The organism is Actinomadura rugatobispora (assembly GCF_042656285.1).
Classification (GTDB): Bacteria; Actinomycetota; Actinomycetes; order Streptosporangiales; family Streptosporangiaceae; genus Spirillospora; species Spirillospora rugatobispora.
In genome coordinates this window covers 224,130-240,516 of the sequence record NZ_JBHSON010000002.1, presented here as the reverse complement: position 1 = coordinate 240,516, position 16,387 = coordinate 224,130, and the positions used below count along the sequence as shown (strand labels likewise).

General features: G+C 73.9%; 7 protein-coding genes. 1 reads left to right on the top strand and 6 read right to left on the bottom strand.

Annotated features, from left to right (window positions below):
• Both ACFPZN_RS02290 and ACFPZN_RS02285 read right to left on the bottom strand, forming a co-directional pair.
• Window positions 1–474: hypothetical protein (locus ACFPZN_RS02290; protein ID WP_378279594.1), on the bottom strand; the 474-nt coding region annotated here is incomplete at its 3' end.
• A 277-nt stretch (window positions 475–751) separates the two neighbouring features.
• A complete protein-coding gene (locus ACFPZN_RS02285) occupies window positions 752–1,693 on the bottom strand; it encodes an endonuclease/exonuclease/phosphatase family protein (RefSeq protein ID WP_378279592.1) in 942 nt (313 codons plus the stop codon).
• A 510-nt stretch (window positions 1,694–2,203) separates the two neighbouring features.
• On the opposite strand from ACFPZN_RS02285, the gene lexA reads away from it, so the two are divergent.
• Window positions 2,204–2,866, top strand: a complete 663-nt coding sequence (gene lexA, locus ACFPZN_RS02280; protein ID WP_378279590.1) for a transcriptional repressor LexA — start codon at window positions 2,204–2,206, stop codon at window positions 2,864–2,866.
• Between the two features lie 4 nt (window positions 2,867–2,870).
• Here the strand turns inward: lexA and ACFPZN_RS02275 are convergent, their stop codons facing one another.
• The 4 genes from ACFPZN_RS02275 to ACFPZN_RS02260 all read right to left on the bottom strand — a co-directional run bounded on the left by ACFPZN_RS02275 (window position 2,871) and on the right by ACFPZN_RS02260 (window position 16,380).
• Window positions 2,871–3,242 carry a helix-turn-helix domain-containing protein gene (locus ACFPZN_RS02275; protein WP_378279601.1) on the bottom strand — a complete coding sequence of 124 codons (372 nt, stop codon included), beginning with the start codon at window positions 3,240–3,242 and terminating at the stop codon, window positions 2,871–2,873.
• A 1,025-nt stretch (window positions 3,243–4,267) separates the two neighbouring features.
• Window positions 4,268–5,656 carry an AAA family ATPase gene (locus ACFPZN_RS02270; RefSeq protein WP_378279587.1) on the bottom strand — a complete coding sequence of 463 codons (1,389 nt, stop codon included), beginning with the start codon at window positions 5,654–5,656 and terminating at the stop codon, window positions 4,268–4,270.
• 128 nt (window positions 5,657–5,784) lie between these two features.
• On the bottom strand, window positions 5,785–15,336 hold the full coding sequence (locus ACFPZN_RS02265; protein ID WP_378279586.1) for a type I polyketide synthase: 9,552 nt from the start codon (window positions 15,334–15,336) through the stop codon (window positions 5,785–5,787).
• 24 nt (window positions 15,337–15,360) lie between these two features.
• On the bottom strand, window positions 15,361–16,380 hold the full coding sequence (locus ACFPZN_RS02260) for an acyltransferase domain-containing protein (protein ID WP_378279584.1): 1,020 nt from the start codon (window positions 16,378–16,380) through the stop codon (window positions 15,361–15,363).
• Window positions 16,381–16,387: the final 7 nt, after the last annotated feature.

Genomic DNA, 16,387 nt, shown 5'->3' with positions numbered 1-16,387 from the left:
ATCCAAAGACTCCAACTCGCCACGCGCCACCGCCGCATCACGCTCACCCGACGCCACACCCTCAGCCACCACATGCACCAAACGGCCCAGCAGATGATCGGGAACAGCCTTCAGATCAGCCAGAGTCTCCTGCGGCGACGCCCCCGCACGAAGCCGCCCGATCAAATCAGGCAACGGCCCATCGACCAACTCACGCAACCGCCTCTCCAACCGGTCATCGTCGCTCTCCCGGTGGGACACCCAGGTGCGAAGCCCGCGCGCGTACTGGACGTGGTAGGCCGCGACCGCGACCGCGAGGCTGACGATCAGCGCTGCCAAACCGCCGACCGCGGCGATCAGCGCGTCGATCCGGTCCGCGATCAGGAGCATGCCCAGCCAGGTGCCACCGGCGACGATCACCGCGGCCAGCCAGACCCCGAAGGCACGTTCCAACGCGGCTCGTTCGACCACCGGCCGGCCTGCTTGTGCTGCCATCCATCGCGTCCTTCTGGGCATGGCGCGACGAGGCGCGCACGACTCTCGCCACACGGCGAACATAACGGAATTGAAGTCCGGTGCCGAGGAACAATAACGCTCTTCGGCACGACCGGGCACTCAAGCTTCGATTTTCTCCGAACACACGACATTGGGCGCGCACCCACCGAACACGGTTCGCTTGGCGTGCCGGGCGGACGAACGCGTCACGAAGGCCGGAACGGGACGACCGGCAACGGCCTCGCCGTGTCCGGATGTGGTCCGCGGCGACCGATCGTCAGGGCAGGCGCAGGGCGGCGAACACAGACCGATGGTCCGTGCCGGGCAGGGAATGCACGCTGAAATCCCGCACCGCCATCCGGCGGTCGGCGAGCACGTGGTCGAGCGTCACCTCCGGGACGTCCCACCACCGCTGCGGCCAGGTCGGTATCAGCGCCTTCCCCCTGACGTCGGCCGCGTCGCGGTACCCGCTGTCCAGCAGGTCGCGCAGCGGCCGGTGGTCCAGGGTGGAGTTGAAATCGCCCGCGAGCACCGTGAGCCCGCCGCCCGCTCTCGGCAGCGCCCTGAGCCCCTCCGCCCAGCAAGGCGTGTCGTGCACGTCGCTGGGAGAGCAGGGGTGGACGGAGACGACCTCGACGCGCCTGCCGCCGGCGTGTGCGAGCGTGGCCCGCGCCTGCCGGAAACCACCGAGTTCGATCACCGGCAGTTCGGTGAGCGGGTGACGGGCGTAGATGCCCGAGCCCTGCGGGTCGACGGACGAGCGGTCGACCGCGTACGGCAGGAGCCCGCGCAGTCCCGCCCTGTTCAGCCGCTCGGCCGCCTGCGGGGTGAGTTCCTGCACCGTCAGCACATCGGGCCGGAGAGTGCCGACCAGCTTCACCAGTGCGGCCACGTCGGCCTGTCCCACCGCCAGATTGACGCCGAGCACCGCCAGCCGCGCTCCACGCGCTTCGGGGTTGCCGTCAGGCAGGAGCCTGGGCAGAACGACCGCGGCGAACGCGATGGCCGTGACGCCCGCCGTCACGGCCGCCGCCGTGCGGCGCAGCCCGAGCGCGAGGATCAGCGGCACCACCGAGCCGGCCGCCGCGTAGGGGGTGAAGGCGACCAGCGACACCCAGTGCCAGGTGGGCGTCCACCCCGTGACCCTCAGGCTCGCCCATGCGGCGAACGGAACCACCAGCAGCCAGAGGAGCGCACTGATCCACCCTGATCGGCTCATGGACGATCACAATAGACAGACCGGAAACGCCGCTCTTTTCGTGAAGCCTGGCCGGCCGCTCCCGGGGCCGTGCGATCCCGCCCTCACGCGTTCTGATTCACGCGGACGGCGCCGTGGCGACCGCCGCCTGGAGCGCCCTGGCCGATCACCGCGCTCCAGGCCGCCCGCGCGCAGGGCGGCCCGGTGAAGGTGATCAGCCGCGTCCGCGACCACCTCGGCGAACTGGCCGTCCCGCTCGATCGCGCCGGCCGGGCACGTGATGACGGGCGACCGGGCGACGCCGCGGCGCTCCGCCCTGGCCGTCGCCTCACGCGGGCCCGAGCAACTCGACGTCTTCTGGGTGCGTCCCGACCGCCGTGTCGGGACCGACTGGTGGATGCCCGAACGGGTCCGCGTGCACGTCCGGGTCGTCAACCTGCCGGGCGAGAGCCTCACCGGGGTCGGTTCCCAGAGGCGGGCCGAAGCGGCGTCCGGGCTCCGGTGTCAGCCGGTGCCTCTACACTTCCATGGGTGACCGGACACGATGATCTTGATGTTTTCGAGGGCCTGGACGCCTCGGCCCTGCCCCCGCGCCAGCAGCGGATCCTGGTCACGATCCGGGACTGGGTGGTCAGGTACGGCTATCCCCCGAGCACGCGCCAGATCGGCGACGCCGTCGGGCTGCGGTCGTCGTCCTCGGTGTCCCGGCACCTGGCGAGCCTGGAGGAGAAGGGCTTCCTGCGCCGCGGGTCCGCGATGTCCCGGCCGATCGACGTGCGGATGTTCCTGAACGAGAACCCGGCGCGAGAGCCCGCCGAGGAGTCGGTGACCGTGCCCGTGGTCGGCCACATCGCCGCCGGCACCCCCATCTCCGCCGAGGAGCACATGGACGACACTCTGTCGCTGCCCCGCGAGCTCACCGGGCGCGGCACCGTCTTCGGCCTGCGCGTCCGCGGTGATTCGATGATCGACGCCGCGATCTGCGACGGCGACATCGTGGTGGTCCGGCAGCAGTCCGAGGCCCACTCGGGCCAGATCGTCGCCGCGATGATCGACGGCGAGGCCACCGTCAAGGTGTTCCGGCGCCGCGGCGGCCACGTCCTGCTCGAGCCCCGCAACCCCGACTACGACGTCATCGACGGCGACGAGGCCGTCGTCCTGGGCATCGTCGTCTCGGTGCTGCGCAGCGTCTGAAGCCTCAGCCGACCGGTCCGCGGGGTGCGGTGGACGCGCCTTCGAACACCCGGCGCAGCCCGATGCGCCGCACCCTGAGCTTGCGATAGACGATCGTGAGGTGCTGCTCCACGGTGCTGACCGTGACGTGGAGCTTGTCGGAGATCTCCCGGTTGGTATGTCCGGCGGCGGCGAGGGCCGCGACCCGGCGCTGCGCGTCGCTCAGCTCGCCGAGCACGGTACCGACGGCGGGGCCCTCGTCCTCCGCGTCATCGCCGGTCCGGCCGGGCCGTACATCGGTGCCGCACTGCTCGGCCAGCACCTGCGCGCGGAACGCCAGCGTCCTGGCCTCGTCGGAGTCGCCGAGGCGCTGCCGCGCGTCGCTCAGATCGGCCATCGTCCAGGCCAGCCCCAGCCGGTCACCGGAGTCCTCCAGCAGGAGCGCCGACTCGTCGAGCAGCGCCGGATCGCCGCCGCGCGCCGCGGCGAGGAAACGCAGCGCGTGCCCCCGGGTCCGATGATGCCCGGGTGCGGTCAGGGCGAGCTGCTCCTCGACGAAGCGGGCGGCCGTCTCCGGATCGCCGAGCAGAAGGTGGGCCCGCGCGGCGCCGAGGCGCCAGAGGGCGAAGGTGGGGAAGAAGATCCCCCACTCGGCCATCATCCGGCCGCACAGTTCGAACTCGTAGAGCGCCGCCTGCGGGCGCCCCACCGAGAGGTAGTACCAGCCGCGCGCGTAGAGGTAGTGCAGTCCGCACGGCGTGTGGAACATCCCGTCCGGCACGGGGAGGTCGAGCAGCGTTTCCGCCTGCCACTCGTCGCCCCTCGCCGTCGCCGACAGCACCGCCGCGGACAGCGGCAGCCCGATGGCGATCCCCCAGCTCTGGGCGGGCAGGATGCCGAGCGCGGACCCGGCGTGCCGCTCCGCCGCCAGGAGGTCGCCCTGACGCAGGCTGATCATGGCGTGCGTGGCCGCGAACAGGGCCTCCCAGGTGGGACTGCGCCTGGCCGCGGCCTCGGCCCGGAGTGAACCGCACCAGGACGCGGCCTCGTCCAGCCGCTCGCCGTACATCAGGATCGCCAGCGCCGCGAGGAGGGGGAAGAGGCTGTCGTCGTCGAGGTGGGAGCGCTCCAGAATCCCGTCCGCGAGGGAGACGACGGCGGCGTTCCCGTCCATGAACTCCGAGGACGGCGCCATCGATTCCCGGATCCGCACGTTCACCGACGTCGAGAGCGTCCGCTCGGAATCCAGCGGCTGCTCCTCGCCCGCCGGGGACACGCCCACCATCAGGCCCGGGTGGAAATAGGAGAACCAGCACCCCAGCTGCCTCGTCATGGAGGGCGGGACCGCGTTCCTCTGGTCGCGGACGTTCTCGATCAGGTCCTGCACCTCGCCCGCCCTGCCGTGCCAGAACAGATAGGTGATCAGGGCGTGGACGTCGTCACCGGACAGCCGCCCCGCGCGGGCCGCGGTGGCGAGTTCGGGCAGGGAGCCCAGGACGCCGCAGGGGTCGAGGCGCCATTCCGCGCGGGCGAGCGCCGCGGCGATCGCGGAACGTTCCGCTTCGTCGCCGCTCCGCCGGTAGGCCGACCGCAGGTGCCGGATGCCGCCGGGTCGTCGCTGGCGAGGGCGAGCGCCGCGGACTCGCGGAGCACGCGGACCACCCACGGGTCGTCCATGGAACCCGCCGTGACGACGTGATCGGTGACGTCCGTGGCCGGTGCGCCGTCCCCGTAGAGGATCTCGGCCGCGCGCCGGTGCAGCGTCGTGCGGGCCTCGGCGGTGATGCTGTTCTCGACGACCTCCCGGACGGCCTCGTGCCGGAACCTGCTCCGGCCGAACAGTCCCGTGTCGGTCAGGGCCCGCAGGCCCTGCGCCGATGACGCGGGGTCCAGGTCGGCCAGGCGTCCGAGCACGGCCGGGGAGGCCTCCGCGTCCAGGACCGCGGCGGCGCGGGCGACCTCGATGACCGGTGGATCGTGCTGGCCGAGGAGGCTGAGCACCGCACGGCCGAACGCGTGGCCGGCGCCGATCTCCGCCGCCGCCTCGTGGCCGGCGGCGGAGTGGCCGGCGGCTGCGTGGTCCTCGATCAGCGCGTGCACCAGCAGGGGCAGGCCCGCGCTCAGATCGTGGGCCGGGGGCGCCAGCCGCCGGGCCGCCCGGTCTCCGAAGTGCCGGGAGAGCAAACCGGCGACCTCGGGCACCGACAGCGCCTCGAGCCGCAGGCGGCGGGCCGTGGGGTCTCGGAGCAGTTCCCGCTCCAGCGGGGATGGCACGTGCCACGGCTGGCCGCTCTCGGTGAAGACGGCCATCACCCGTGTGGCGCGCAGGCGTCGCAGCAGGTACAGCAGGGACCGCTGGGACGGCTCGTCGGTGAAGTGGACGTCGTCGACGGCGAGCACCACCGGCCGGCGCCTGGCGTGATCGTGCAGGGTCTGCCACAGCCCGTGCAGGCTGGGCGGGTCCATTCGTCCCGGACCTGGGCCAGGGCCCGGCGCCTCGTCGGCCGCCCCGTCCAGGGGCCCCGGGAAGGGCCAGAGCGTCTCCTGGATCGCGCTCGCGCCGGGAACGTCGCACTCCCGGAAGAGCTGCTCAAGCACCCCGTAGGGGACGTCCCGCTCGGACCTGGACGCGGTGGCGCCGAGAAAAAGCGCTCCGGAATCGACGGCCCATTCCGTGAACGCGCGCAGCAGGGCCGTCTTTCCCGTGGTCACCTGACCGCTGACGACCGCCACTCCGCCTCGGCCGTGCCGACAGGCGGTGAAGACCTCACGAAGGGCGGCGAACTCCTCGTCCCGGCCGACCAGTCTCACTTCCACCCTCCCTTCACCGAATTCCCGGGGACGGCCGAATAATTCCGGTTCCGCGTGATCACGTTCCGCGACTGAATCATTGCACCGGGCCGGAGGAGGGTCAAACAACGCTATGCTTTCACGGCCTTTCAGCGTGTAGTTTCATCCCGGCTGACATGCGGGTTCCGGCCTGTCACGGGGCGGTGGGCCGATGCCCGATCGTCGGCGCCTCGCCGACTCGGGGCGGGCCGGCCAAGATCTGCCGCCCCGGCGCTCCGCGGTATTTTTACCCCGCTTGACACCGGGAGTGCGAGCGTCCCGCGAAATGATCTTCTCATTCCGGCCGGATGGATTCTCCCACCATCGTCCATTCGGTAACCAATTGAGAAACGTTCTGCCAATTCTGGTCCCGGCTGACGTTCACCTCCGGGCGCCCCGGCCCCCGTCTCCGTCTCCGCGTCCGCCGCCGAGTCGCCCAGCGTGGTGAGCAGGTGCCGCGTGAGGTCCTTCGGGGTCGGGAAGTCGCTGGTCACGCTGGCGCGCAGGCGGACGCCGGTGGCGGCCGTCAGGCGGTTGCGAAGCTCGACCGAGGTGAGCGAGTCGAACCCCAGCTCCTTGAAGGCCCGGCCGGGCTCCACCAACTCCGGGCCGACCTGACCGAGGATCGTCGCGGCGTGCGCGCGGACCAGATCCATCAGGGCGGTCTCCTGCTCGTCCTCGGGCATGCCCGCCAGCCGCCGCGCCAGCGACGCGTCGTCCTGGGCTTCGGCGCCGTCCGAAGCGGCGCCGCCGTTCCGGCCGTTCGGCGTCGCCGCCCGCCTCGCGCCGGCTCGCGGGACGGCGCGGACCAGGCCGCTCAGCAGCGGCGGCACCGCGCCGTGTTCCCGCAGCGCCGCGGCGTCCAGGCGCATGGGCACCAACGCCGGCCGCCCCATCATGAGGGCGGCGTCGAACAGGGCCAAGGCCTCGCCGGTCGGCAGCGGTGCCATCCCGGACCGCCGCATCCTCGCGACGTCGGCGTCGTCCAGGTGCCCGGTCATACCGGTGCGCTGCTCCCAGAAGCCCCACGCGAGGGAGCACGCGGGCAGGCCGAGCGCGCGGCGCCGCCGGGCGAGCGCGTCCAGCAGGGCGTTCGCCGCCGCGTAGTTGCCCTGCCCCGCCTCGCCCAGCACTCCGGCCGCCGAGGAGAACAGGACGAACGCCGCCAGGTCCTGCCCGGCGGTGAGCTCGTGCAGGTGCCAGGCGGCATCCGCCTTCGGGCGCATCACGCGCTGGAGCCGCCGCGAGGTCAGCGACGAGGTGACGGCGTCGTCCAGCAGGCCCGCCGTGTGCACGACGGCCGTGAGCGGGCGGGCGTCGGGCACCTCGGCCAGGAGGCGGGCCACCGCCCGGCGGTCGGCCACGTCGCAGGCGGCGACCGTCGCCTCGGCGCCCAGCTCGGCGAGCTCGGCCACCAGGTCCGCCGCGCCCGGCGCGTCCGGTCCGCGGCGGCTGGTCAGCAGCAGGTGCCGGATCCCGTGGCCGGTCACCAGATGGCGGGCCAGCAGGCCGCCCAGCGTCCCCGTGCCGCCCGTGACCAGCACGGTGCCGCGCGGATCCAGCGCTCGCGGCATGGTCAGCACGATCTTGCCGATGTGCCCGGCCCCGCTGAGGAGCCTGAAGGCCTCCGGCGCGCGCTGGACCTCCCAGGTCGTGCGCGGCAGCGGTTCCAGCGCCCCCCGCGCGAACAGGTCGAGCAGCTCGCCCAGCGCGGCGCGGACGCGGTCCGGCGGGACGGCCGGCAGGTCGAACGCCTCGTACCGAACGCCCGGATGGACCGCCGCCACCCGCACCGGGTCGCGGACGTCGGTCTTGCCCATCTCGACGAACCGCCCGCCCCTGGGCACCAGCCGCAGGGAGGCGTCCGTGAACTCCCCGGCCAGCGAGTTCAGCACCACGTCCGCCCCGCCGCCGGCCGCGAACCGGTCCTCGAACTCCAGCGATCGCGACGAGGCGACGTGATCGTCGTCCAGTCCCATCTCTTCCAGCGCGTGGCGCTTCCCCGGCCCGGCCGTCCCGAACACCTCGGCGCCCAGGTGACGGGCCAGCTGGACGGCTGCCATGCCGACCCCGCCGGTGGCCGCGTGGACCAGCACCGACTCCCCCGGGCGCACCCCGGCGACATCGACCAGGCACAGGTATGCGGTGAGGAACACGACCGGAACGGAGGCCGCCTGCTCGAACGACCAGCCCTCGGGCACGGGCGCGACCAGCCGCCGATCGGTCACGGCCTTGGGGCCGAACGCCCCCTCGAACAAGCCCATCACCGAGTCGCCCGGGGCCAGGTCCGTCACGTCAGGACCGACCTCCAGGACGACGCCCGCGCCCTCCTTGCCGATGGGCTCGTCCGATGCGCCGTCGAGCAGGCCCAGCGCGAGCAGCACGTCCTTGAAGTTGACGCCGGCCGCCCGCACCGCGACGCGCACCTGCCCCGAGGCCAACGGCGCGGACGCCTCCGGGGACGGCAGGAGCGCGAGGTTCTCCAGCGTGCCCGTGCTCGTCACGTCGAGCCGCCAGGCCGTCGCGCCCTCGGGAGGGATCAGGGCTTCGCCCGACGCGGCCCCGGCCAGCCGCGCGGCGTGCACCTCGCCGCCGCGCACGGCCAGCTGCGGCTCTCCCGTCGCGACCGCGGCGCGCAGCGCGCTGCGGGACGCGTCATCGTCGTCGACATCGACCAGGACGAACCGATCGGGGTTCTCCGACTGGGCCGAGCGCACCAGCCCCCAGGCGGGCGCCTGTGCCAGCCCCTCCGCGTCCACTTCTACGCCCTCGTCGACCGCGACCGCGTTTCGTGTGACAAGGGCCAGCCGGGACGCGGCGAACCTCTCATCGGCCAGCCATGCCTGCACGAGGTCGAGCACGCGCTGCGTGATGTCATGCGCCGCCTCAAGAGGGGACCCGGCATCCCCTCCGGGACACAGGGCGAGCACGGTGTCGGGCACCGCAAGCCCTCCGTCGACGGCCTCGCCCAGAGCGGCGAGATCCGCGAACGCCGGGGCATCAACGGCGTCCAGTTCTTCGTCCAGGACGGCCAGGCGGGCGGAGGGCGAGGACGGCGGGCCGGTGATCGACGTCCAGCCCATGCGGAAGAGCGCCTGGAACCGCTTGTCGGCGCCCCGCAGGCTCTCCGTCGTCGCCTCTCGCAGGTCCAGGCCGCCGATCGTGCAGACTGGCGTGCCCGCCGCGTCGGCGGCCTCGATCGTCACCCCGCCGCCGTCCGCCGGGGCCATCCGCACCCGGAGCACCGACGCGCCCTCGGCGTGCAGAGCGACGTCCGTCCAGGAGAACGGCAAAAGCATCCGGCCGTCCTCGGCGGACGGGCCGAACCGCAGCCACGCGTGCAGCGCGCTGTCGAGAAGCGCGGGGTGCAGGCCGTAGGCGTGCGCGTCGTCCCGGGCCTCTTCGGGAAGGGCGACCTCGGCGAACAGGTCGTCCCCGAGACGCCACGCGGCGCGCAGCCCGCGGAAGGTGGGGCCGTACTCGTACCCTCGGGCGGCCAGCCGATCGTAGGCGTCGCCGACGTCGACCCGCTTCGCGTCCGGGGGCGGCCAGGCGCCCGGCTCCACCGGGGACGCCGATGACGGCCGCGCGCCCTCTCCCCCACCCCGGTGCGGGACGGGGGCCAGCAGCCCGTCCGCATGCCGCGTCCACGGCTCTTCCGGTGCCGCGTCCTCGGGACGCGAGTGGACGCCCACGGACCGGTGGCCCGCGCCGTCCGGGTCCCCCACCGACACCCGGAGCTGGACGCCTCCCCGCTCGGGAAGCGGCAGCGGGGCCTCCAGCGTGAGCTCCTCGAGCCGCCCGCACCCCACCTGCCGGCCGGCCCGGATCGCCAGTTCGAGGAAGGCCGTCCCGGGCAGCAGCGCCGTGCCGTGCACCGCGTGGTCGGCCAGCCAGAGAGGGGTCCGCGCGGCCAGCCGCCCCGTGAACAGCATCCCGTCGGGCGGCAGCCCGACGGCGGCACCGAGCAGCGGGTGCTCGGCGGGGGCCAGGCCCGCGGAACCGAGGTCCAGGGCGGGGGACGGCGGTTCGAGCCAGTAGCGGCGGCGCTGGAAGGCGTAGGTGGGCAGGTCGACCCGTGCCGCGGAGGGGAACACCGCCTTCCAGTCGACCGCGGTCCCGTGCGTGTGGGCCTGCGCCAGTGACGTCAGGAACCGGCCTCGCCCGCCCTGGTTCCGGCGCAGCGACCCGAGCGCCACCGCCCCGCCGCCGTGGTCGTCGGCGGCGTCCTGAACCCCGGCCGCCAGCACCGGATGCGGGCTGACCTCGATGAAGACGCGGTACCCGGCGTCCATGAGGGCGCGGGCGGCCGGTCCGAACCGGACCGTGTTGCGCAGGTTCTCGAACCAGTAGTCCGGGCCGAGGCGCGCGGTGTCGATCCGCTCCCCGGTGAGGGTCGAGTAGAACGGGACGTCGGACGGCCGGGGCGTGATGCCTGCGAGCAGGTCGCCCAGCCGTTCCTCCAGCACGGCGACGTCGGGGGTGTGGGACGCGTAGTCCACATCGATCCGGCGGGCGTCCACGCCGTCGGCCTGGCACGCGGCGATGAACGCGTCGAGCGCGCCGGGCGCCCCGGCGACGGCGGTCGAGCGCGGCCCGTTGATCGCGGCGATGTGGATCCGGTCGTCCCACGGCGCGGGCCGCCGCCGGACGTCGGTGGCGGAGAGCGGCACCGACGCCATCCCGCCGGTCCCGGCGAGTGCGGTGATGGCCCGGCTGCGCAGGGCGACGACCTTCGCGGCGTCCTCCAGCGACAGCGCTCCGGCGGCGCAGGCCGCGGCGATCTCCCCCTGCGAGTGGCCGACCACCGCGTCCGGCTCCACGCCATGGGCGCGCCACTCCGCGGCCAGCGACACCATCATCGCGAAGAGGACCGGCTGCACGACCTCCACCCGCTGGAGCGACGGCGCGTCCGGCCCGCCGCGCAGCACGTCGATGAGGGACCAGCCGGTGACGGGGTCCAGCGCCGCGGCGCACTCCTCGAACCGACCGCGGAACGCCGCGGAGGATTCGAGCAGGTCCAGCCCCATTCCGGCCCACTGCGAGCCCTGGCCGGGGAACACGAACACCGTGCCGCCGCCGGTCGCGGCGCCCGTGACCAGGTTGGGCCGGGGTTCACCGCGTGCGATGCCGTCCAGCCCGGCGAGCAACTCGGCCCGGTCCGCGCCGACGACGACCGCGCGGTGCTCGTGGCGCGGGCGCGTGGTGGCCAGGGAGAACCCGATGTCGGCCGGGCTCGCCCCGGGTTCGGCCTCAGCGAACTCCCGGAGCCGGGCCGCCTGCGCGGGCAGCGCCGACCCGCTCCGCGCCGACACGACCCAGGGGACGGGCCCGCCGGCCGTACCGTTCTCGGCCGCCTCAACGCTCTCGTCGGCAGGCGCAGCCTCGACGATGAGGTGCGCGTTCGTCCCGCTGATCCCGAAGGAGGAGATCGCGGCCCGGCGCGGACGGCCGCTCTCCGGCCACGGGACCGTCCGGGTGAGCAGGGACACGCCGCCCTCCGACCAGTCCACGTGCGCCGTGGGCTCGTCGACGTGCAGGGTGGGCGGGAGTACGCCGTGGCGCATCGCCTGCACCATCTTGATGACGCCGCCGACGCCCGCCGCCGCCTGGCTGTGGCCGATGTTCGACTTCAACGAGCCGAGCCACAGCGGCCGGCCGGGCTCCCGGTCCCTGCCGTAGGTGGCGAGCAGCGCCTGGGCCTCGATGGGATCGCCAAGGGCCGTGCCCGTCCCGTGCGCCTCGACCGCGTCCACCTCGCCCGTGGACAGCCCCGCGTCGTCCAGCGCCTGCCGGATGACCCGTTCCTGGGACGGCCCGTTGGGAGCGGTCAGGCCGTTGCTGGCGCCGTCCTGGTTGATCGCGCCGCCGCGCACGAGGGCGAGGACGGGATGCCCGTGGCGCCGCGCGTCGGACAGGCGCTCCAGCACCAGCAGGCCCACGCCCTCGGCCCAGGCCGTGCCGTCCGCGCCGGCCGCGAACGCCTTGCAGCGGCCGTCGGGGGCGAGCCCGCGCTGCCTGCTGAAGTCGACGAACATGCCCGGGGAGGGCATCACCGCGACACCGCCCGCGAGCGCCAGCCCGCAGTCGCCCTGCCGCAGCGCGCGAACGGCCAGATGGATCGCGACCAGCGAGGACGAGCACGCCGTGTCCACCGTGACGGCCGGGCCCTGGAAGCCGTGGACGTAGGCGATCCGGCCGGAGGCGACGCTCGGGGTGGCACCGGTCAGCAGGTAGCCGCCGAAACCGTCGTTCCCCCCGCCGGACTCGTGCAGGCGCGGACCGTAGTCCTGCGCCATCGCACCGACGTAGACGCCCACCGGGCGCCCGGCATCGCCCAGGGCGGCCGGATCCAGCCCGGCCCGTTCGAGCGCCTCCTGCGACGATTCCAGCAGGAGACGCTGCTGGGGGTCCATCGCGGTGGCCTCGCGGGCGTGGACGCCGAAGAACTCGGCGTCGAACTCGTCCGCGTCGTGCAGGAACCCGCCGTGCCGCGTGTAGGAGGTCCCGGGCCGGGTGGACTCGGGATCGTACAGCTCCGCCAGGTCCCAGCCACGGTTGCCGGGGAACTCCGAGATCGCGTCCGTGCCCTCGGCGACCAGCCGCCACAGGTCGTCCGGGCCTCGCACGCCGCCGGGGAACCGGCAGCTCATCGCCACGACGGCGACCGGCTCGTCGGGTGCGGGGCGGGCCGGGCCGGGCGCCGCCTGCCCGGCCCGCCCGCCGGTCGCCTCACTCCGCAGGTGATCGATCAGCGCCGTGGGCGTCGGGTGGTCGTAGACCAGCGCCGTCGGCAGCCGCAGTCCCGTCGCCTCCCGCAGCCTGGTGCGGAGTTCGACGGCCATGCGGGAGTCGAGCCCCAGGTCCTTGAACGGACGCCGCTCGTCGACGGACTCCATGTCGTCGTGCCCCAGCACCGCCGCCACGTTCGCGCGCACGAGGTCGCGCATGTCGACGTCGCTGGGCTCTGCCCTTTCCGGGGGCGCCGTCCCGGGGGGCGTTGTCGCGCGGTCTTCATGCAGCCAGTGGCGCCTGCGCTGGAAGGCGTACGTCGGCAGGTCCACTTTCCGGGCGTGCGGCCCGAACACGGCCTCCCAGTCGACGTCCACGCCCCGGACGTGCAGCCAGCCCAGCGCGGCGGTGACCGACCGCACCTCGGCCGTCGCCTCCGGGGAGGTGTCCAGGGACGGCGCGAAGGCGCAGTCCGCGCCCGTGACGTTCTCCTGGCCCATGACGGTGAGGCCGTGGCCGGGGCCGACCTCCAGGAAATGGCGGGCCCCGAGGCCCTGCAGCGTCCTGACTCCGTCGGCGAAGCGCACCGGCAGGCGGACGTGGTCGATCCAGTGGTCCACCGAGCACAGCCGTTCCGCCGTCGCGATCTCCCCGGTGACCGTGGACACCAGGCGCGGGCCGCTCGGAGCGTGGAAGTCCACCTGGCCGGCGGCCTCGCGCAACCCGTCCAGGACGGGCGCCATCAGCGGGGAGTGGAACGCGTGGCTCACGTTGAGCCGCCGGGTCCTGCGGCCGAGCCGTTCGAAATGCGCCGCCACCTCCACCGCGGGGGCCGCCTCACCGGAGACCACGACCGAGCTTGGACCGTTGACGGCCGCGATGCCGAGCCGCGCCCGGCCGCCCCCCAGCAGCGGGCGGACCTCGTCCTCGGAAGCCTGCAGCGAGATCATCACCCCGCCTGGCGAGAGTTCCCGCATCAGGCGCCCGCGCGCTGCGACCAGCGTGCACGCTCCGGCGAGCGTGAGGACGCCCGCGACGTGCGCGGCGGCGAACTCGCCGACGGAGTGGCCGGCCACGAAATCGGGCTCGACGCCCCACGACTGGAAGAGCCGGTAGAGCGCGACCTCGACGGCGAACAGGGCGGCCTGGGTGTGGTCGGTGCGATCCAGGAGGCCGGCGTCGGCCGAGTGGTCCTCGGCCCAGACGACCTCGCCGAGCGGGCGGTCCAGCAGCGGGTCCAGTTCGGCGCGGACGGAGTCGAAGGCCGCGGCGAAGGCCGGGAAGCAGCCGTACAGCGCGCGTCCCATACCCGGCCGCTGGAAGCCCTGGCCGGAGAACAGGAAGGCGAGCCCTCCGCCGATCGTGTCGTCCCGGACCACGTTCGCGGCGGGCTCGCCCTGCGCCAGCGCCCGCAGCCCGGCGAGGAGATCGTCGCGGTCGTCGCCGACCACCGCCGCCCGGTACTCGAAGGCCGTGCGCGAGGTGGCGAGGGAGAAGCCGACGTCGCCGGTGTCCAACGCCGGTTCGGTAGAGGCGAACTCCCGCAACCGGTCGGCCTGCGCCCGCAACGCCTGCGCGGATCGTCCCGAGACCACCCACGGCGCTGGACGGGGCTCGCCCGTTCTCTCCTCCGCCGGGGTCCTTGTCGTCGCGGGTTCGGCTGCGGGCGGTGAGGCCAGCACCAGGTGGCAGTTGGTCCCGCCCATCCCGAACGACGACACACCGGCCACCGGCGGCCGCTCGGGCGACGGCCACGGCCCCGCCTCGGTCTGGACCCGCAGTCCCCAGTCCGCCAGCGGGATCCGCGGGTTGGGCCGCTCGAAGTTGAGGCTGGGCGGGATCTCCCCGTTGCTGATGGCGAGCGCCGTCTTCAGGAATCCGACGATGCCCGCGGCACCCTCCAGATGGCCCACGTTCGTCTTCGCCGAGCCGACCGGCAGCGGGGCGCCGGCCGGCCGGGAGGAGCCGAGCACGGCGCCGAGCGCCCCCGCCTCGATCGGATCCCCCACCGGGGTCCCGGTGCCGTGCAGTTCGACGTACTGGACATCGACCGGATCGACGCCCGCGTTCCGGTACGCCTCCCGCAGCACCTCCTCCTGGGCCCGCCGGCTCGGCACCGTGAGCCCCTCGGTGGCGCCGTCGCTGTTCGTGGCCCCGCCCCGGACGACGCAGTAGACCGGATCACCGTCGGCGAGCGCCCGGGACAGCGGCTTGAGCACCACCGCCCCGCCGCCCTCCCCCCGCACGTAGCCGTTGGCCCGCGCGTCGAAGGTGTGGCAGCGCCCGTCCGGGGACAGCGCGCCGAATCGAAGCGAGCCCAGGGTGCTCTCCGGGGCGAGCATCAGGTTGACGCCGCCCGCCACGGCCAGGTCGGTCTCGCCGCGCCGCAGGCTCTCGGCGGCCAGGTGGACGGAGACCAGCGACGAGGACTGCCCGGTGTCCACGGCCATGCTCGGCCCGTTCAGGCCGAGGGCGTAGGAGATCCGGTTGGCGATGATGGAGCGGTGCACCCCGGTCATGGTGTGCTCGGAGACGGCCGCCGGTCCCTGCCGGTAGGTGCGGGCGGCGTAGTCGTCCCAGACCGCGCCGACGAACACGCCCGTCCCCGTGCCGTGCACCGTGCCGGGGGCGATGCGGGCGTTCTCCAGGGCCTCCCAGCTCAGCTCCAGCATGAGCCGCTGCTGCGGGTCCATCGCGGCGGCCTCGCGCGGCGAGATCCCGAAGAAGTCCGCGTCGAAGGCGTCGACCCGTTCGAGGAATCCGCCCCGGCGCACGCCCGTGTGCTCGGCGAGGTCCCGGAGGTCCCGCCGGTCGTCCGGGGGCTCGCCGACGGCGTCGGCGCCGTTCCGGAGGAGCCGCCAGAATCCGGCCGGATCCGGGGCTCCGGGGAGGCGGCAGGCCAGCCCGATGACCGCTATCGCATCACTCACTGTCGTCGCCCTCCAAGACGGTGTTCACGAACGGACGGCGTCCCCGTCGATGTCGTGGCCCTCGGCCGAGATGCGCTCGGCCGCGTTCAGCACCGCGGCGCGGTCGCCGGCCGGGTCGCCCGCCCTGGCCGGGAGCATGGCGGTGACGGCGCTGCGTCCCGAGGTCACCGCGGGCCGGCGCCGTGCCAGCGCGCTGAGTCCCTGCCCCGGCCCGGCCTCGACCAGGAGGTGGTCGCCGCCGTCGAGCATCCGTTCCAGCGTCGGCCCGAAGAGCACGGGATCGACCGGCTGGCGGGCCCAGAAGCCGGGATCCCGGGCGTCCTCGGGTGACAGCACGGCACCGAGGTAGGCGGAGTAGACGGTGAGCTCCGGAGCCCGGAGTTCCGTCTCCTTCCAGGCAGGGGCCGACCTGTCCACCGCGCCGGACAGGAGCGGGCTGTGGAAGGCCTGCCGTGCCTTCGCCATGCGGCACGTGCGGCCGTCGGCCCGCAGCCGGCGCTCGGCCTCGGCGAGCGGCCGGGCCGGCCCGGCGAGCAGGACCTGGCGCGGGGCGTTGACCGCGCCGACGGAGACCTCCCCGGACAGGTAGGGCTCCACCTCCTCGCGCGACGCGGCCACCGCCAGCATCCCGCCGGGCGGCGTGCCTGCGATCGTCGTGATCCGGTCCATCATGAGGCGCGCCCCGTCCGCGAGGCCGAAGACGCCGGCCAGGACCGCGGCCGACAGTTCGCCCACGCTGTGCCCGAGCAGGGCGGCGGGCCGGACGCCCCAGCTCAGGACGGTTCTGCCGAGTGCGTAGTTCAGCGCGAACAGGAGCGGCTGCGCACGCGTCACGTCGTCGAGTAATTCGGGTGGGCCGCCGGACAGCCAGTCCGCCCTGATGCTCGCGCCCTCCTCGCCCCACAGCCGGAACACCGTGTCCATGACGTCGGTGAAGACGGACATGTGCCCGTACAGCCCGGCGCCCATCAGCACCTGCTGCGAGCCCTGTCCGGGGAAGAGCAGCGCGACGGGCCGCCTGGCGTTCTCCTGCGGGTTCGGCATGGCGGTT